16 protein-coding genes are annotated in these 18438 nt (G+C 66.0%); 9 read left to right on the top strand and 7 right to left on the bottom strand.

Annotation, left to right across the window (positions count from 1 at the left end):
• From AC5RUM_RS01125 to AC5RUM_RS01110, 4 genes are read right to left on the bottom strand one after another with little or no spacing between them, the layout of a single operon-like run.
• The gene (locus AC5RUM_RS01125) at nt 1–996 is read right to left on the bottom strand and encodes a sugar phosphate isomerase/epimerase family protein (RefSeq protein ID WP_494033213.1); all 996 of its coding nucleotides are present in this window, start codon (nt 994–996) and stop codon (nt 1–3) included.
• A gap of 1 nt (nt 997) precedes the next feature.
• Nucleotides 998–2197: a Gfo/Idh/MocA family protein gene (locus AC5RUM_RS01120; RefSeq protein WP_494033212.1), complete on the bottom strand. Its 1200-nt coding sequence runs from the start codon at nt 2195–2197 to the stop codon at nt 998–1000.
• Nucleotides 2198–2239: 42 nt separating this feature from the next.
• Entirely contained in the window at nt 2240–3361 is a 1122-nt protein-coding gene (locus tag AC5RUM_RS01115) for a Gfo/Idh/MocA family protein (protein WP_494033211.1), read from the bottom strand.
• Nucleotides 3358–4107 (bottom strand): sugar phosphate isomerase/epimerase family protein, encoded by a 750-nt coding sequence (locus AC5RUM_RS01110; RefSeq protein WP_494033210.1) that lies wholly within the window; start codon nt 4105–4107, stop codon nt 3358–3360. The genes AC5RUM_RS01115 and AC5RUM_RS01110 overlap by 4 nt, the downstream gene beginning before the upstream one ends.
• Before the next feature lie 159 nt (nt 4108–4266).
• On the opposite strand from AC5RUM_RS01110, the gene AC5RUM_RS01105 reads away from it, so the two are divergent.
• From AC5RUM_RS01105 to AC5RUM_RS01075, 7 genes are all read left to right on the top strand, one after another.
• The gene (locus tag AC5RUM_RS01105) at nt 4267–5487 is read left to right on the top strand and encodes an ROK family protein (RefSeq protein ID WP_494033209.1); all 1221 of its coding nucleotides are present in this window, start codon (nt 4267–4269) and stop codon (nt 5485–5487) included.
• 35 nt (nt 5488–5522) lie between these two features.
• The gene (locus tag AC5RUM_RS01100) at nt 5523–6635 is read left to right on the top strand and encodes a Gfo/Idh/MocA family protein (protein ID WP_494033208.1); all 1113 of its coding nucleotides are present in this window, start codon (nt 5523–5525) and stop codon (nt 6633–6635) included.
• 1 nt (nt 6636) lies between these two features.
• Complete coding sequence (locus AC5RUM_RS01095; protein ID WP_494033207.1) at nt 6637–7377, top strand: ThuA domain-containing protein; 741 nt, start codon at nt 6637–6639, stop codon at nt 7375–7377.
• A gap of 88 nt (nt 7378–7465) precedes the next feature.
• Complete coding sequence (locus AC5RUM_RS01090) at nt 7466–8659, top strand: MFS transporter (RefSeq protein WP_494033206.1); 1194 nt, start codon at nt 7466–7468, stop codon at nt 8657–8659.
• 229 nt (nt 8660–8888) lie between these two features.
• Complete coding sequence (locus AC5RUM_RS01085; RefSeq protein ID WP_494033205.1) at nt 8889–9164, top strand: BatC protein; 276 nt, start codon at nt 8889–8891, stop codon at nt 9162–9164.
• Between the two features lie 3 nt (nt 9165–9167).
• On the top strand, nt 9168–10373 hold the full coding sequence (locus tag AC5RUM_RS01080) for a cupin domain-containing protein (protein ID WP_494033204.1): 1206 nt from the start codon (nt 9168–9170) through the stop codon (nt 10371–10373).
• A 112-nt stretch (nt 10374–10485) separates the two neighbouring features.
• Nucleotides 10486–11325, top strand: a complete 840-nt coding sequence (locus AC5RUM_RS01075) for a sucrase ferredoxin (protein WP_494033860.1) — start codon at nt 10486–10488, stop codon at nt 11323–11325.
• Between the two features lie 174 nt (nt 11326–11499).
• Here AC5RUM_RS01075 and aceB read toward each other — a convergent pair whose 3' ends face one another.
• Nucleotides 11500–13170 (bottom strand): malate synthase A, encoded by a 1671-nt coding sequence (gene aceB, locus AC5RUM_RS01070; RefSeq protein WP_494033203.1) that lies wholly within the window; start codon nt 13168–13170, stop codon nt 11500–11502.
• A 227-nt stretch (nt 13171–13397) separates the two neighbouring features.
• The gene (gene aceA, locus AC5RUM_RS01065; protein ID WP_494033202.1) at nt 13398–14744 is read right to left on the bottom strand and encodes an isocitrate lyase; all 1347 of its coding nucleotides are present in this window, start codon (nt 14742–14744) and stop codon (nt 13398–13400) included.
• A 162-nt stretch (nt 14745–14906) separates the two neighbouring features.
• On the opposite strand from aceA, the gene AC5RUM_RS01060 reads away from it, so the two are divergent.
• Complete coding sequence (locus AC5RUM_RS01060; RefSeq protein ID WP_494033201.1) at nt 14907–16421, top strand: helix-turn-helix domain-containing protein; 1515 nt, start codon at nt 14907–14909, stop codon at nt 16419–16421.
• 99 nt (nt 16422–16520) lie between these two features.
• On the opposite strand, the gene AC5RUM_RS01055 is transcribed toward AC5RUM_RS01060, so the two are convergent.
• Entirely contained in the window at nt 16521–16877 is a 357-nt protein-coding gene (locus tag AC5RUM_RS01055) for an iron chaperone (RefSeq protein ID WP_494033200.1), read from the bottom strand.
• A 297-nt stretch (nt 16878–17174) separates the two neighbouring features.
• Between AC5RUM_RS01055 and AC5RUM_RS01050 the strand changes: the two genes are divergently transcribed.
• Nucleotides 17175–18434, top strand: coding sequence for a serpin family protein (locus tag AC5RUM_RS01050; RefSeq protein ID WP_494033199.1), 1260 nt, complete (start codon nt 17175–17177; stop codon nt 18432–18434).
• The last annotated feature ends 4 nt before the right edge of the window (nt 18435–18438 follow it).

Genomic DNA, 18438 nt, shown 5'->3' with positions numbered 1-18438 from the left:
CTACTGCTTGAAGGCGGCGTCGAAGCTGCCTTGGGCTGCGGGGAAATCGAACTTCTTGAGCGCGGCGAGGGCTTCGGGGGCGCCGTGGAGGCGGTCCATGCCGGCGTCTTCCCATTCGATGCTGATGGGGCCGGTGTAGCCGATGGCGGTGAGGGCGCGGAACGAGGATTCCCAAGGGACATCGCCGCGTCCGGCGGAGACGAAGTCCCAGCCGCGGCGGGGGTCGCCCCAGGGCAGGTGCGAGCCCATGACGGTGTTCCGGCCCGTCATGCGCAGCTTGGTGTCCTTGCAGTCCACGTGGTAGATCCGGTCCTTGAAGTCCCAGATGAAGGAGACCGGGTCGATGCCCTGCCACATCATGTGGGAGGGGTCCCAGTTCAGGCCGAACGCCTCGCGGTGGCCGATCGCTTCCAGGGTCCGGACGGTGGTCCAGTAGTCGTAGGCGATCTCACTCGGGTGGACTTCATGGGCGAAGCGGACCCCGCATTCGTCAAAGACGTCCAGGATGGGGTTCCAGCGGTCCGCGAAGTCCTGGTACCCGGCGTCGATGACCTTTTCCGGCACGGGCGGGAACATCGCGACGTACTGCCAGATGGAGGAACCGGTGAAGCCGACAACGGTGTTCACGCCCAGGGCCTTGGCGAGCCGGGCGGTGTGTTTCATTTCCTCGGCGGCGCGCTGGCGGACGCCTTCGGGGTTCCCGTCGCCCCAGACCCTGGCGCCGACGATCGCCTCGTGACGGAAGTCGATCGGGTCATCGCAGACGGCCTGGCCCTTGAGGTGGTTCGAGATGGCCCAGACCTTCAGGTTGTACTTCTCCAGCACGGCGAGTTTGGATTCGACGTAGCCGGGTTCGTCCCAGCGCCAGGCGTCCAGATGGTCCCCGGACACGGCGATCTCGAGGCCGTCGTAGCCCCAGCCGGACGCGAGCCGGGCGACTTCCTCGAAGGGCAGGTCGGCCCACTGGCCGGTGAACAGGGTGTACGGGTGGGGCATGTCAGGCTCCTTCGGCGGGGGAAACGCTCACCGGGGCGGTGAGCTGGACGGTGGAGGACTTTGCGCTGGCGGACTCCTCGACGGCTGCCAGGACGCGCTGCACGGCCAGGCCCTCCTCGAAGGACGGCGAGGGGGCGCTGCCGCCGTCAATCGCAGTGAGGAAATCACGGATCTGGTGGGTGAACGTGTGTTCCCATCCGATGATGTGGCCTTGCGGCCACCAGGCGTCCATATAGGGATGTTCAGGTTCGTTCACAAGGATGCGGCGGAAGCCCTGTTCCCGGGCCGGGGCCGTCGCGTCCAGGAAGCCCAGCTCGTTCAGGTTCTCAAGGTCGAAGAGGAGGGCGCCTTTGTCGCCGTAGATTTCCAGCTTCAGTGAGTTCTTTTGCCCGGTGGCCATCCTGGAGACCTCGACCGAGGCGATGGCCCCGCCGGTGAGGGACAGCGTCGCCCAGGCGGCGTCGTCGACCGTTACATCCTCCGGGCCATGCTCACCAGGCCGGCTGGAAACGAAGGTGTGCAGCCGCCCGGAGACCTCGGTGACGGCTTCACCGAGGAGGAACATGACCTGGTCGATGGCGTGGGAAGCGATGTCGCCCAAAGCGCCGGAGCCCGCCGCGTCCTTGCGCAGCCTCCAGGTCATCGGAGCCTGTGCATCAGTGAGCCAGTCCTGCAGATAGGAGGCCCGGATATGGCGGACGGTGCCGAGCCGGCCTTCGGCGATGAGTTCCCTGGCCAGGGCAAGCGCCGGGACGCGGCGGTAGTTGAAGCCGATCATCGACTGCACTCCGCGTGTTCGCGCCGCCTGTGCCGCGCGGGTCATTGCTTCGGCCTCGGCCATGGTGTTGGCCAGCGGCTTTTCCACCAACACGTGTTTCCCGGCCTCGAGGGCAGCGAGTGCGATCTCCGCGTGCATCCACCCCGGGGCGCAGATGTCCACAATGTCGATGTCGTCGCGGTCCACGACGGCGCGCCAGTCGGTGGCGGACTCAGCCCACCCATAGGTGGCGGCGGCTTCGGCGACGTGGACCTTGTCCCGTCCCACGAGCACTGTCCGCTCGAAGGCCGGAACGTCGAAGTAGCTGGCCACGTTCCGCCAGGCGTTCGAGTGGGCCTTGCCCATGAACGCGTAACCGATCATGGCCACACCCAGCGGGCGGGCATCCGGGCGGGCACCAGGGCGGGTTTCTTGGGTCGTCATTGCGCTGTTCCTAAAGTGTGGAGGTGCTAAAGGGGCGAGGTCCTAGAGTGTGGAGGCAGTGGGGTCCCAGTCCTCAGGGAGTGCAGGGGAGGCCGGCGCGGAGCTTTCGACGTCGATGAACGTTCCGGAGTCCACGGACTCGGAGATGGCGACCATGGTGTCCAGCACGTGGTAGGCGAGCTGTCCTGTGGCGCGGTGCGGGCGGTCCGAGCGGATGGCGCGGGCCATGTCCAGGACGCCCATGCCGCGGCCGTGGGAGGGACCCGTGGCGGGGATGACGGTCCAGTCCTCGTCGCCGGCGCGCCAGAGCCTCAGGTCGCCGTCAAAATAGTTCGGATCCGGGAGGGCGATCGTGGCTTCGGTGCCCGTGATTTCCACGAAACCCACACGCTCGCGGGGCGATTCGAAGCTGAAGACGCTGTGTGAGGACTGGCCGCCTTCGAACTGTGCCATAGCGCTGACATGGGTGGGGACCTCGACGCTGAATTCCTCGCCCAGCCTCGGGCCGGACCCGATCACGCGGACCTCCCTGGACTTCGAACCCATGGCCGCCACTCTGCTGACCGGACCGAACGTCTGAACCAGGGCGGTGAGGTAGTACGGCCCCATGTCGAACAGCGGGCCGGCGCCGTATTGGAACAGGAACGCCGGGTTTGGATGCCATGATTCGGGCCCCGGCGTCTGGAAGGTGGTCATCGCCGTCAGTGGCGTGCCGATGTCGCCGCGTTCGATCAGGCGGCGGGCGGTTTGGAGGCCCGCACCGAGGAACGTGTCCGGGGCGCAGCCGAGCCTGCGTCCGGCGGCGTCTGCCGCTTTCAGCAGTCCCAGTCCGGATTCGCGGTCCAGCGAAAAGGGCTTCTCCGTCCAGACGTGCTTGCCGGCGGTGACGGCGGCGGTGGCCACTTCCACGTGGGCGGCCGGGATGGTCAGGTTGACGATGATTTCGACGTCGGGATGGTTCAGTGCCGCGTCCACCCCGCCTGAGGCGGGGATGCCGTATTCCCTGGCCCGCGCCGCCGCCGCGTCCTCGGAAAGGTCGGCGATGACGAGGACCTTCAGGTCAGGGAACACCGTCAGGTTGTCCAGGTACTGCTTGCTGATGTTGCCTGCGCCGATGACGGCGACGCCCACCGGGCCGCTGCCGCCTGCCGGTGTCTCGGTCATGAACGTACCTGCCCGGTTGCCGCCTTCTGCAGGAAGGACAGGCTCTGGGCGATCCCGTCAAAAATGTCTCCGGCGTAGTCGTCAAACTCGACCACCCCGACTTCCAGGGATTTTGCGGCGGCGATGACATCCAGCACTGCCACCTTGCCCTTGCCGGCCGGCAGTTGCGCCTTGGTATCTGTGGTGAGCGGGCCGTCCTTGATGTGGATGAGCCGCACCCTGTCGCCCAGCCGGGTGAGAATTTCGACAGGATCCTTGCCGCCAACAGCAACCCAGTAGGTGTCGACCTCCAGGACCACCTGAGGGTCCAGCAGCCCGGCGAAGTACTCCAGGGCGGACTGGCCGTCGATGGTGGACTCCAGCTCCCACTGGTGGTTGTGGTAGCCCACCCGGATGCCGTAGTCGGCAGCCTTCCTCGCGGCAGCATTGAGTTTCTCCGCGGTGGCCTGGATATCCTCGGCGGACTGCCAGTGCTCCGCCGGTATGTAGGGCTCGATGACTGTTTCCATGCCCAGGTCCCGGGCCGCGGCAAAAATCTGGTCCTGGTCCTCGCTGAGCAGGGGAGCGTGACCGGACGGGGCCGTCAGGCGGTTAGCCCTCAGCGCTTCCCCGAGCTCCTTGGCTGTCGCCACGAAGTTGTAGGGCTCCACTTGGGCGAAACCGATCTCGGCCACTCTTTGGATGGTGCCGGCAAGGTCCTCCTCGAGCGGTTCGCGGAGGGTATAGAGCTGGAGCGAGTAGGTCATGGCTTTCCTAACTTCGTTGCCGGCCTTACCGGCATCAGCGACGGGAAACGTGCCCGGGAGTAGGTCAATTACGAAGCTACGGCTACTTTTGCCGCAAGTCAATCAAAAGTTTGCAGAACTACTGACATAAGTCCTCCGTTGTGTGCTATTCCTTAAACCATGCAGACATCCCCCGCCCTTGAGCGGCCGTCGGAGGACACCGGGCTCCTGGCCCGTGCGGGCGACCTCTTTCAGATGCTCCGTGACGGCAAGGCACGGACCCGGGCCGAACTGACAGCGGTCACCGGCCTTGCGCGGACAACAGTGGCGGCCAGGATCGACGCCCTGTCAGCCCTGGGTTTCGTGGGACCCGCAGGCGAGGCAGCCTCCTCGGGCGGCCGGCCGCCGTCGCGGTTTGTCTTCAACGCGGGCATGAAGGTGGTGTTCGCGGCCGACGTCGGCGCTACGCATGCTTCCGTTGCCGTCACGGACCTGAACGGGGACATTCTGGCCCGCCACTCCGGTGGCCTGGCCATCTCGCAGGGTCCGGAAGCCGTCCTCGACTGGGTCATAGAGAACTGCAGGACGCTGCTGCGAAGCATCGGCCGTGCGGAAGGAGACGTGGCCGGTGTGGGAATCGGCCTGCCGGGGCCCGTGGAGCACGATACCGGCCGGCCGGTCAAGCCTCCCATCATGCCGGGCTGGGATGGGTTCGACGTGGCCGGCTATGTCGGCGCCGAGCTGGGAACCGACGTCCTGGTGGATAACGACGTCAACATCATGGCTGTGGGCGAGCGGCATGCCTACTGGCAGGACCACCGGAATCTGCTTTTTGTGAAGGCTGCCACCGGCATCGGGGCAGGCATCATCAGCAGCGGTCAGCTGCAGCGGGGAGCAGACGGCGCCTCGGGGGACCTTGGACACGTCCGCGTTCCCAGCGGCGAGGACGTCCAATGCCGCTGCGGCAACCACGGCTGCCTCGAGGCGTTGGCGTCCGGCCCCGCGCTGGCAGCAAAACTGAGGGCCCAGGGCATCGATGCGGACTCCGGGACTGCCGTGGTGGACCTGGCAGCACAAGGGGATGTGCAGGCCATTCTCGCGCTCCGGCAGGCGGGAAGGGACATGGGGGAGGTGCTTGCCATCTGCGTCAATCTCCTCAATCCCTCCGTAATCGTGGTTGGCGGCAGCCTCTCGCGGGCCGGTGACCAGCTCCTGGCAGGCATCCGGGAGACCGTCTACCGCCGCTCACAGCCGCTTGCCACATCCAAGCTGCGCATCGAGCAGTCCAAAGCGCCGGTTGATGCTGCCATCTGGGGAGCGAGCCGGATGGTCATTGAGCACGTACTTTCGCCCGAGGCGGTGGAATCCGCCATCAGGAATGCAGCCCTTCACACCGCCTAGCGTTTTCACATCGACGAGAAACAGAGGATTCATCCGTGAGCAACCATCAACCATCGTCCCTCCCGGGAACGGCACCCCTGAAAGTTGGGGTCGTCGGCATCGGATGGGCCGGTCAACAGCACATCAAGGCCTTCAAGAACATCGACGGTGTGGAGCTCGTCGCCGTCGCGGCCATGGAAGCGGACCTGCTGGCCGGTATCAAGGCCGAGTACGGCATCCCCCACACGTTTGCCCGCTGGGAGGACCTGATCGAACTCGAAGGGCTCGACGCCGTCAGCGTCGCTGTGCCGACGTTCCTGCACGCCCCGATTACGATCGCCGCGCTTGAGCGGGGGCTGCACGTGCTGAGCGAGAAGCCCCTGGCCCGCAACGGAGAAGAGGGCCGGCAGATGGTCGAGGCAGCCCGCGGGGCCGGCCGCGTCCTGGATGTCGCCTTCAACCACCGCCGCCGCGGCGACATCCAGAAGCTGAAGAGCATCATGGACGACGGCGAACTGGGCCGCCCGTACTACGCCAAGGCCTCCTGGCTCCGCCGGCAAGGCATCCCCATGCTGGGCAGCTGGTTCACCAATCCCGCGCTCGCCGGCGGCGGGCCGCTGGCGGACATCGGCGTCCACGTCCTGGACTACGCGCTGCACCTGCTGGGTGAACCGAAGGTCCTCTCCGTGTCTGCGTCCACACATTCGGAGCTTGGCCCCCGCGGTCTGGGCGGGAATGCCCGGTACACCGCGATGCAGTCGGCCCACAAGTTTGAGGTGGAAGACTTCGCCTCTGCCTTTATCCGGCTTGAAGGCGGAGGAACGCTCATCCTCGAGGCCGGCTGGGCGGCTTACCGGGACGAAGCAGACCTGATGGACTTCACCGTCTACGGTACCGACGGCGGGGCGGACCTGCGCGCCGTCGGGGCCTCCGACGCCCCCGTCGCAGACCTTCGCATCTTCAAGGAGAAGGACGGCGAAAACGCTGACTACACGGTGGTGGCGGAACCCGGCCGGGCACACCAGGCCGTGGTGGAAGATTTCGTGGAAGCCGTCCGGGGAGGCGAGTCCGTGTGGGGCGCCCACGACGGCTCACTGGCGTTGACCCGCGCCCTGGTGCTCGACGCCTGCTACAAGTCCGCCCTCGAACAGCGCGAAGTGAGGCTCTGACATGACTGACAAACTCAACATCCTGGTGTGGAACGAAGGTGTCCACGAGGCCCATAACGAGCCGGAAACCATGGCCGAGATGTACCCCACCGGCATCCATGGCGCCATCGCGGACGGCCTAAAGGGCTTTTACGCGGATTCCAGCATCACCACGGCCACCCTGGCCGACCCGGAGCACGGTCTTTCTGAGGAAACCCTGGCCGCGACCGACGTCCTGCTGTGGTGGGGGCATGTGGCCCACGGCGAGGTCAGCGACGAGGTCGTCGAACGCGTTCAGCGCCACGTCTTGGGCGGCATGGGGCTCATCGTCCTCCACTCCGGCCACTTCGCCAGGATCTTCACCAGGCTCCTGGGAACCACCTGTTCCCTCAAGTGGCGCAACGACGGCGAACGCGAACTCGTGTGGACAGTCAAACCTTCGCATCCGATTGCCGCCGGCGTGGAAAGCCCCATCGTCATCCCGAAGCAGGAGATGTACGGCGAGCTTTTCGACATTCCGGAGCCCGATGACCTGATTTTCATCAGTTCCTTCGAAGGCGGCGAAGTCTTCCGGTCCGGGGTCACTTTCTCCCGCGGCAAGGGCCGGATCTTCTACTTCAGCCCGGGTGATCAGGAGTACCCCGTCTACCATCAGCCCCAGATTCAGCAGGTGATCGCCAACGGCGTCGCCTGGGTGGCGCAGCCCGCCCAGTTCCGGGAAGCCCCCGGCGTGGGCAACGCCCAGCGGGGCTGGTACCTGTAGGGGCTGGCTCCGCCGGGCGGGACGCACGTGATAGCAATGAACTGATGAAACCGCCTGCCGTGCTCCCGCCCACCCACCCCGCCGTTCCATGAGGGACCGTGTCGGCTCTAGAATTCCCAGCAGCTGGATTCTCCTCGCCTGCATAGGCCTGATTGCCCTCAACATGCGGGGACCCTTCGTGGCTGTGGCACCTGTGGTGGCGCCGATGCAGCTGGACCTCGGGTTCTCACCGGTGGAGCTGGGTCTGCTCACAGGCATCCCGGTGCTGTGCTTCTCCCTCGCGTCGCCGCTTGCCTCGCTGGCGGCGCGCCGGCTGGGTGCGGAACTGGCCATCACCCTGACCCTCCTGGGGGTTCTGGCGGGCGTCGTCGTGCGCTCCGTGGGCGGCGGGGCCACGGTGATGCTCGGGACCGTGATTCTTGGCGTGGCCATCACGGTCGGGAACATCGCGGTGCCACTGATCATCCGGCGGGATTTTTCCTCCCGCCGGCAGGGGACTGCGCTGGGGATCTACACCGCCGCCCTGAACGTCGGTTCGTTCATCACGTCCGTGGTGACTGCGCCCCTGGCTGAAGCCGCCGGGTGGCGGCCGGCGCTTGCCGCCAGTGCGCTGTTCGCCGTCGCCGCAATCGCCTTCTGGGTTCCCGCAGCCGGACGCGGGGCATACATCCCCGCAGCCGACGATGGTTCCGGAGGCCCGCCTGCCAGCGGCCAGCCGGCCTCGCCGTGGACAACGGTGGGGCTGACCGCCGGTTTCGCCGGTCAAGCCATCTCCTATTACGGAGTGACGGCCTGGCTGCCCACGCTGCTGTCCGACGAACTCGGCATGGCACCGGCCGCCGCCGGCGCTGGGTCCTCCCTCTTCCAGATCCTGGCAATTCTGGGCGGACTGGGGGTTCCGCTGGCGGCGCGGTTCATGAGTACGACGGCGGTCGCCCTTACCTTGGGAGCCATGTGGCTCACCGTTCCCCTCGGGCTGCTGCTGGCGCCGCAGCTGTGGTGGCTCTGGTCGTCAGTCGGCGGCGTGGCACAGGGCGGTGGCATCACGGTGATCTTCACGGCCATCATCAAGCTGGCCCGCGACCAAACTTCGGCTGGCCGGATGTCGGCGGTGGTCCAGGGCGTAGGCTACGGCGTCGCGGCCGCAGCTCCGACGTTCGTGGGCTACGTCAACAGCGTCACCGGAGGCTGGACGGTGCCCCTGCTGGTGATCCTGGCATCGGTAGTGGCGTTCATCCTGGGCACGACGCTGTCTGTGCGCAAGGTGCCGAAACAGCGCTAAAGCCGCCACCCGCCGTCGTCCGCGCCCTTGAACACCAAGCGCGACCGGACACTCAAGCCTCCGGACGTGACCAGCTCTCCCTCACCGGCGAGGTGTAGGCGAACAGGCTGTTCCCACGGCTGACCCATATCGATAGGGTGATCACGGGCGGTGTCGATGAAGGATCGCCCGGTGGGATCAGCGGCCGGTAACGGGGGTGATCCCAGCCATTCGATTCTCGGGAGGAAGCATGACCAGTCCAGAGCAGGATCCAAGCCAGCAGGAAGGCCCGGCGGACGGTGGCGCGGCCGGCGTCCCCGGCATGCATGATGGGGGCGCCGACGGGGGAGCCGACAGCGGTGCAGACAGCGGCGCTGACGGCGGTGCAGACGGCGGCGCTGACAGCGGTGCCGACGGCGGCGCTGACAGCGGCGCTGACGGCGGTGCAGACAGCGGTGCCGATGGAGGCGCTGACAGCGGCGCTGACGGCGGTGCCGATGGAGGAGCCGCAGAACGGGGCATCTAAATTTTGAGCACCACCCGCACTGACCTCCACGACCCCGGCGCCGTGGAAGGCGCCGGGGTCCTGGAGACACGTCTGATTGATATCGGCCGCGAGAGGTTCGCCGGCGACATCTGGGGGCGCACAGCGCTGCTTACCCGTAGCGCCGGCGATTTCTCCGATCTGTTCTCTGCTGAGGCCGTCGACGAACTGATCTCGCGCCGTGGACTGCGCACGCCCTTCCTCCGCGTGGCCAAGGGCGGCTCCACATTTCCCGACTCGTCGTTCACCTCTCCCGCCGGTGTCGGCGCTACTATCTCTGACCAGCTGGACGATACCGCGCTTTGGCGGAAGTTCGCGGACGGTGCCACGCTCGTCCTGCAGGCCCTGCACCGCACGTGGGAGCCAGTCTCTGACTTCAGCACCAAACTGAGCACCGAACTCGGACATCCGGTACAGGCCAATGCCTACATCACCCCGCCTCAGAACCGTGGGTTCGACGATCACTACGACGTCCACGACGTCTTCGTGCTGCAGATCGCGGGGACGAAGCGCTGGATCATCCACGAGCCGGTCCACCCGGATCCACTCCGTAATCAACCCTGGACGGATCGCCGCTCCGCTGTCGCCGAGGCTGCGAAAGGCGAGGCCTATATCGATACCGTGCTCGAGCCCGGGGATGCCCTCTACCTGCCGCGTGGCTGGTTGCATGCCGCCCAGGCGCAGGGCGAAGTCTCCATCCACCTCACGCTCGGAATCCACAGCTGGACCCGCTACGCGTTGGCCGAACAGCTCGCGCAGGCCGCGCTTGCAGTGCTGTGCGACGACCCCGAGATGCGCCGTACCCTGCCACTGGGCGTCAACGGACCGGACGCGGAGATCGACACCGTCCGTGACCGTCTCGCCGCCGCCCTCGCTGAGGCTGATGCCACTTCTCTTTTCCACAGCACCCGGCGAGGTCAGGGACGCCCGGCGCCGCTGGGACCGCTGGCCCAGCTCGCCGCCGTCGAGGGCCTCAGCCCCGAGTCCGTGGTGCGGCTTCGTGGTGCGCTGGAAGCACGGCTAGAGGGCTCGCGCCTGACCACGCGCGTGGGCGGGTTCGACTTCGCAGAGACCGATCTGGCGTCTGTGACGCGCCTGCTCGACGGGGAGGTCCACACCGCGAACGATCTCGGTGTCGGACTCGTCGAAAGACTGTTGCGCGCGGGGGTCCTCGTTCCCGTTGAACAGTGACTCCGTGAACAGTGACTTCGTGACCAGTGACTCCGTGAACAGTGACTCCGCCGCAGTGGCTGCCACGGAACGCTTCTTCTGCTCTGAAGGCGCCCGGAAGCGCGGCGACCCGATTGCCGGCACGGCCTCGCACGGCGTCGTCTGGGTGCTCATCGAGTACCGGGGCGGGTGGCCGCTCAACGGCTTCGAGGGGCTTGATCTCGAGCCTGAGACCAAAGCAATCGTGCTCGCCGCCGCAAAGGCGGCGCAGGCGCGCGTGCTGCTGGTTAGGCGGCCCGGCCCCCGCCGCCGTGAGGGTCACAGCCATTGGGCAGTACTGCGCCATGAGAACTCCGGCGCCTATCGTCAACAATGGGGAACCTGGAGCAAGGATGAGGATCTGGCGGAGATTGCCACGGCCCTCAGCATCCCAGGAAAGCTCGGCCGTCCACCTGTCATCCTGGTCTGCACTCACAGTCAACATGACCAATGCTGTGCGGTGTGGGGACGGCCCGTGGGACGTGCACTGAGTGAGCGCTGGCCGGAGCTGGTGTGGGAATGTACGCATATTGGCGGTGACAGGTTCGCAGGCAACGTCGTTGTCGCTCCAGACGGCGTCTACTACGGCCGTCTGGATGCCGAGTCGTCCGTCGCCACGATCGAAGAGCATCTTGCCGGCCGCATCCAGGGGGAGTATCTGCGCGGATACACGGATCTCTTCCCGCCGCAGCAGGCCGCTGTCGCGGCCACACTCAGACGTTTCGGCCCGGCCGGCCGGCATGACTATCTGGTCACGGAGACCTTCCGCGACGGCGACCACTGGCGGATCCGCATTACCGGTCGGACGCCTCACCCGGCGCGTGTCGATGTCGAACTGGAGGCCCGCCGCGCCCCGCCGTGCCAGTTGACCTGCCGCGGACCGGGCATGAGCTCGGCCCTGGTCTACGAGCTCACATCGATCCGCCCAGTCTGAAGGTTGAGTCACGCCCGGGAAACGCGAACGGACACTTGAGCCCCCTCTGAAGGGGCCCAAGTGTCCGGTTCGCGATATGGAGATGGCTCCGCTGCCGGGCTGCCTCCCCGGATTTCGGGGGTGCTGTTGCGAAGGCGTGGCAGCCCGGCGGGCGGAAATCTGGGCCGGTCTTTTCTAGGCGGCCACGAGCTCGTCCTCGATGGCTTCGGCCGTGGCGTCCGCATTCTGGCGGGCCTCGTGCAGGTACCTGGCATAGGCCGGAACCGTCAGGAAGCTGGGGAACGTGTCGCTGAGCGTGACTTCCTCGAAGATGTCGCGGGCGTCGGCGAAGCGGTCGCCGTCAAAGCGTTCCAGCCGGGCGAACTCCTCGTCCAGCATGTCCTCGACCCACTCCTTGGTGATGATCTCGCCGTGGTCCGTGATGGCCCGCGAGTAGATCCACTGCCACAGCTGGGAGCGGGAGATCTCCGCGGTGGCGGCGTCTTCCATCAGGTTGTGGATGGCCACCGCGCCGTTGCCGCGCAGCCAGGATTCGATGTAGCGAATGCCCACTTCGATGTTGTTCCGGATGCCCTGCTCGGTAATGGTGCCGTGGGTGGCGGCGACGTTGATCAGGGCACGGTCGTCCGGGATAACGTCCTCACGGAGGCGGTCCAGCTGGTTGGGGCGGTTGCCGAGGACGGCGTCGAACACCTCGCGGCAGACGGGAACGAGGTCGGGGTGGGCCACCCAGGAGCCGTCGAAGCCGTCGGCGGCCTCGCGGGTCTTGTCCGCGCGGACCTTTTCGAAGGCGCTGGCGTTGGCGGCCTCGTCCTTGCGGTTCGGAACAGCGGCAGCCATGCCCCCAATAGCCATGGCTCCCCGCTTGTGGCAGGCGCGCACCAGCTGCTCGGTGTAGGCCCGCATGAAGGGCTGGGTCATGGTGACCTGGCCGCGGTCCGGCAGGACGAACCGGGGGCCGCGGGTGCGGAAGTTCTTGATCAGGGAGAAGATGTAGTCCCAGCGGCCGGCGTTGAGGCCGGAGGCGTGGTCCCGCAGTTCGTAGAGGATTTCCTCCATCTCGAAGGCTGCGGTGATGGTCTCGATCAGCACGGTGGCGCGGATGGTGCCCTGCGGGATGCCGATCAGGTCCTGGGCCAGGATGAAGATGTCATTCCACAGCCGGGCCTCGAGGTGGTTTTCGATCTTCGGCAGGTAGAAGTACGGGCCCTTGCCCTGGGCGAGCAGGCGGCGTGCGTTGTGGAAGAAGTACAGGCCGAAGTCCACGATGCCTCCGGCCACCGGGGCGCCGTCGATCAGCATGTGCTTCTCGGGCAGGTGCCAGCCGCGCGGCCGGACCACGATGGTGGGGAGTTCGTCCGCGGCGCGGAGCCTGTACTCCTTGCCCTCGGGGGAGGTGAAGTCGATCCGGCGTTCCAGCGCGTCCGTGAGGTTCAGCTGGCCCTGGATGACGTTGCGCCAGGACGGCGTGGAGGAGTCCTCCATGTCCGCGAGCCAGACCTTGGCGCCGGAGTTCAGCGCGTTGATGGTCATCTTCTTGTCCACCGGCCCGGTGATCTCCACCCGGCGGTCCTCCAGGCCGGGGGCCGGGGGAGCGACGCGCCAGTTCGGATCGTTGCGGACGGACTCGGTCTCCCGGAGGAACCGCGGGTCCTGGCCGCCGGCGATTTGATCCCGCCGTGCCCTGCGTGCCCTCAGCAGCTCCTCGCGCCGCCCGGCCGTGGCCTTGTGCAGCCTGGCGATGAACGCCAGAGCATCAGGAGTGAGCACCTCGCCCTGCCGGCAAATAGGCTGCGCAGTCAGCGTGATCCCGTTGATAGTGAAGGTATCGGTGAAGCTGTTCATTTCTGTCTCCTTAAAGACGAAAAAGGGAAGTTCGACGGCGCTTGGCGGCACTTCGGTGAGTCGGGCATGAAGCCGAAGGAGCCGGTATCGCGGCAGCGTGCGTAAAAGGGGCCCTGTGGCCGGCTTCGTCCTCGCTCAGCGAGGTAAGAAGCCGGCCATGGGGAATAGCATGCCGAGCGATGCCGGTCCGAAGGCCGGCGGCGACGACCGCCGTCGAACGGTAAGTTTTAGTGGAACTGGCCCTCTTCTGTGGATCCCACGAGTGCCAAAGTGGATGCGTTCGGGTTGAGCGCAGTGGCGATGTCGTCGAAGTAGCCGGTGCCGACTTCGCGCTGGTGCTTGGTTGCGGTGTAGCCGCGGGACTCGGAGGCGAATTCCTTCTCCTGCAGCTCGACGTAGGCGCTCATGCCTTCCCGGGCGTAGCCGTGGGCGAGGTCGAACATCGAGTAGTTCAGGGCGTGGAATCCGGCCAGGGTGATGAACTGGAAGGTGAAGCCCATGGCGCCGAGTTCGCGCTGGAACTTGGCGATGGTGGCGTCGTCCAGGTGCTTGCGCCAGTTGAACGACGGCGAGCAGTTGTAGGAGAGCATCTGGTCCGGGAACTCGGCCTTGACGGCTTCGGCGAACTTGCGGGCCAGCTCCAGGTCCGGTGTGCCGGTTTCCATCCAGATGAGGTCCGAGTACGGGGCGTAGGCCTTGGCGCGGGCGATGCAGGGTTCGATGCCGTTGCGGACCTTGTAGAAGCCCTCCGGGGTGCGGACCGGCTGTCCGCCTTCGCGGAGGATGAATTCCTGGTCGCGTTCGTCGACGTCGGAGGTGATCAGGGTGGCTGCCTCGGCGTCGGTGCGGGCGATGATGACGGACGGTGTGCCGGCGACGTCGGCGGCCAGGCGGGCGGCGTTCAGGGTCCGGACGTGCTGCTGGGTGGGGATGAGGACCTTGCCGCCGAGGTGGCCGCATTTCTTCTCCGAGGCGAGCTGGTCCTCCCAGTGAACGCCTGAGGCGCCGGCCTGGATCATGGACTTCATCAGCTCGTAGGCGTTGAGGGGTCCGCCGAAGCCGGCCTCGGCGTCGGCGACGATCGGGACCATCCAGTCCTCGACGGTCTGGATGCCTTCGGAGAATTCGATCTGGTCTGCGCGGAGCAGGGCGTTGTTGATGCGGCGGACCACGGTGGGAACGGAGTTTGCCGGGTACAGGGACTGGTCCGGGTAGGTGTGGCCGGAGTTGTTGGCGTCGGCGGCGACCTGCCAGCCGGAGAGGTAGATGGCGCGGAGGCCGGCCTTGACCTGCTGCACCGCCTGGTTGCCGGTGAGGGCGCCGAGGGCGTTGGTGTACTTGCCTTCCTTGTGCTCCTCGGTGAGCTGCTTCCACAGCTTTTCGGAGCCGCGGCGGGCCAGGGTGTGCTCTTCGGAGACGCGGCCGCGGAGGCGGACGACGTCGGAAGCCGAGTAGTCGCGGGTGACGCCTTCCCAACGCGGGTTGGCAGCCCACTCAAGCTCCAGGGCGGCAGCCTGCTCGCTTGCTGTGTCCTGTGCGGACGGCTGCTGGGTGGGCTCAAATGCTGCAGTCATCGTTGTCTCCTTGTTTGCTCCCGGGTCATTCCGGGTGATGGCTCCGGGCTGACCGGCCCTGCGCCTTTGCAGTTCCGGCCAGCTTCCGGAAGGGTGTTTCCTTCGTGACACTTACTTTTCTGCACTTTCCAAATGCTTTCTAGAGCAAAATGCTGGAAAGAAATGCAGTTCTTCACGTATTCTTCAGAAATGTCGCCTTCAAGCTGGAACAGGGAAGTTTCGCAACCGCCGTCGTCGCCGCCAACGGCGGAACTGGACGTCATCGCGCTGGGCCGCCGGGTCCGTCACCTGCGCAAGCAGGCTGGCATGACGCTCGATGACCTGAGTGCCGCCGTCGGGACCGCACCGAGCCAGCTGAGTCTCATCGAAAACGGCAAGCGGGAACCGAAACTCGGCCTGCTGCAGCACCTGGCAGGGGCGCTGAACGTCGGCATTGACCAGCTGCTCGGAGCCGAACCGCCCAGTCGCCGTGCGGGCCTGGAAATCGAGCTCGAACGCTACCAGCGCGGACCCCTCTACGAGTCCCTGAACCTGCCGAAAATCCGCATCAGCTCGCGGTTGCCGCTGGATGTCCTGGAGGCCCAGGTCGGACTGCTGCAGGAGCTCGAACGCAAGATGAACGAGCAGGTGGCCACACCGGAAGAGGCCCGCCGCGCGAACGGTGAACTGCGCGCCATGATGCGGGAACGGGGAAACTATTTTCCGGAGTACGAGGCCGAGGCGAAGAAGGTGCTCCAAGAGGTCGGTTACACCACCGGACCACTGAGCCAGCACGTCATCGCAGACATCGCGGCGCACCTCGGATTCACCCTTCACCACGTGGGTGACCTGCCGCATTCGACGCGTTCGGTGACCGATTTGAAGAACCGCAAAATTTACCTGACGCAGGGTGAACGGCAGGACCACGATCCCCGGTCCGTGCTGCTGCAGGCACTCGGCCATTACGTCCTGGGCCATGAAACGCCCCGGAACTACGGCGATTTCCTGGCCCAGCGGGTGGCTACGAACTATTTCGCTGCGGCCCTCCTGCTGCCGGAACAGGCCACCGTGGAATTTCTGCAGAAAGCCAAGGCCGCAAAGGAGATCGCGGTCGAGGACATCCGCGATGCCTTTGCCGTGTCCTACGAGACGGCCGCCCACCGATTTACCAACCTGGCCACGAAGCACCTGGGCATCACCACGCATTTCCAGAAGACACACCAGAGCGGGATCATCTACAAGGCCTACGAGAATGACGGCGTGGACTTCCCGCAGGACCACACGGGTGCCATCGAGGGGCAGCCGTCCTGCAAGGCCTGGACCTCGCGCGCCGTGTTCGACGTGCCTGACAAATTCAGCGCCTACAGCCAGTACACGGACACGCCCTCGGGCACATACTGGTGCACGGCACGCACCGACCGGTCGGCGAACGGGCAGTTCTCGCTGAGCATCGGGGTGCCGTACCAGCACGTGAAATGGTTCCGCGGACGGGAAACGACGGCGCGGGCAACATCAAACTGCCCGGATCCCAACTGCTGCAAGCGGCCGCCGGCTTCGCTGACGTCGGAGTGGGCAGGCAACGCGTGGCCATCCGCGCGGGCGCACTCCCACCTGCTCGCCGCCATGCCGCCGGGTGCCTTCCCCGGCGTGGACGAGACCGAGGTCTATACGTTCCTGCAGGCGCACTCGGGGAACTGAGGCGGGCGACGCTCCCTCACTTTTGGCCGGGTCTTGACCGACGCTCCCTCAGTTCCTGTCGGTTTGCCGGCGGACGCAGGGACTGCGCCGTACGGTCGATTACGTCCTGCGGCGCTCGGCGGCGAGCAGTGCCGCCGTCTTTTCGATGAGTTGGTACGGGATGGCTTTGCCCAACGGGAATTTCAAGGTCCCCTTGGCAGATCTGTACGGCGCGATTTCGGTGACGAACTCGGCGTCGCCCACTGGCACAGGGTATACGGAAATGTGGTGCGCCCAGGCCGCGAAGTACACCACATACTTGCCGTCCAGGGTGATGGTAGGGATGCCGTAACTGATCATTTCACCGCAACCAGGAACGGCCGCGTGGCACCGGATTCTGATCTGGTTTAGGGCGGCCTGCACTTCGACCGGGAACGACGAGATGTACTCATCAACGCTCGCGAAATGCTCTGTCATCGCTCGCTCCTCCGCTCGAGGTTCCGACGCAGCCGCTTGTGCTCCACATCCGGGTTGCCTCAAAGATACGCCCGGCAGCCAGTGCGAGAGCGTTTGGCCGGATCGCACGGGAAGTGAGGGAGCGCTGGGTCAAAACGTGCGAAAGGTGCGGGAGGGAAACCGAGACCGAAACGACAACAAACCGTGACCGGACAGGCATCGATACTGTCGGACCCTGGTGCTTGACTGTGGACAGGCGAAACTTCCGCTGACTGTGTTTCCGCTGACTGTCTGAGGACGGCGATGAAAAGGATTCGAGTGGCTAAATTGGTGGCGGCTTCGGCCGTGGCGGCCCTGACCGCGTGCTCGGCGGCGCAGCCCGGGCTCTTGAAGGCCGACGGCGTTCCCCGCGACACCGTGGACCGGGCCACGTACTCGGCCGAGCTGAAATCCCTGCGGGATTCCGCGCTGACACTCGGGGAGGCACTGCTGGCCGACGGCGGCGACGGTGCAAACGGCAATGTGGTGGCATCCCCAGGCAGCCTGCTGATTGCGCTCGCCATGCTGCGTGCGGGGGCATCGGGCGGGACGGCCGCCGAGATGGACACGGTCTTGCAGCTTCCGGTGGAACACCGCGACGAGGCCATGAACGCACTGCTTGCGTCCCTGGAAAAGTTCGACGGCGACCCCGGCTCTGTGGACGAAGCGAACCCGCCGCGCAAGCCCATAATGCACCCGGCGAACGGTTTGTTTGTCGACAAGGGTGTCACCACCGGCCCCGCCTACCTGGACACGCTGGCCCGGCACTACGGCACAGGCGTGTATCCGGTGGACTTCAGTGATGAGGCGGCCACCAAGCCTGCCATCGACGCATGGGTGGACAAGAACACAGGCGGCCGGATCAAGGAGGCTCCTGCGGAGTACGATCGCCGCAACACCTTCAGCGTCCTCAACGCGCTGTATTTCGCCGCCGCCTGGAATGCTCCGTTTGATCCGAACAACACCTCTGACCTGCCGTTCACCACGGCCGGGGGCAAGGAGGTCACCGCCCCCGCCATGCACAACCTGCTGCAGATGAAGTACGCGGAAGGCCGGGGTTGGCGCGGCGTGGACCTTCCGTATGCAGAGGGCTTCGTGATGCGGCTGGTCTTGCCTGACGAAGGGGCCGGCAAAGGAACGGGGCTGAGCGCGGAAACGTTGACGGACATCGCCGAAGCCATGGATACCGCCCGGTTGCAAACGGTCCGGATCCAGCTGCCGCGGTGGGACCACAAGTGCACCTTCGACCTCCGCAAGGTCTTCGAGTCACTGGGCCTGCGGAACACTCTCGCAACCACCGAGGACTTCAACGCGATCCAGCCCAAGATGGCAATCACCCAGGCCGCGCAGGCCGCCAACATCACCGTCGCTGAGAAAGGAACCGTGGCCGCGGCCGTAACCCAGATCAATGGCGTGGTCACGAGCGCGCCGCCCGCGCCGGACCGGACCATCGAGTTCGATAGGCCGTTCCATTACCAGGTTGTTCACGTCGAAACCGGACTGCCGCTCTTCATGGGCACTGTTGCGGATCCCCGCTGAGGGC

The organism is Arthrobacter sp. B2060 (assembly GCF_059090445.1).
This window is presented reverse-complemented; position numbering and strand designations above follow the sequence as displayed.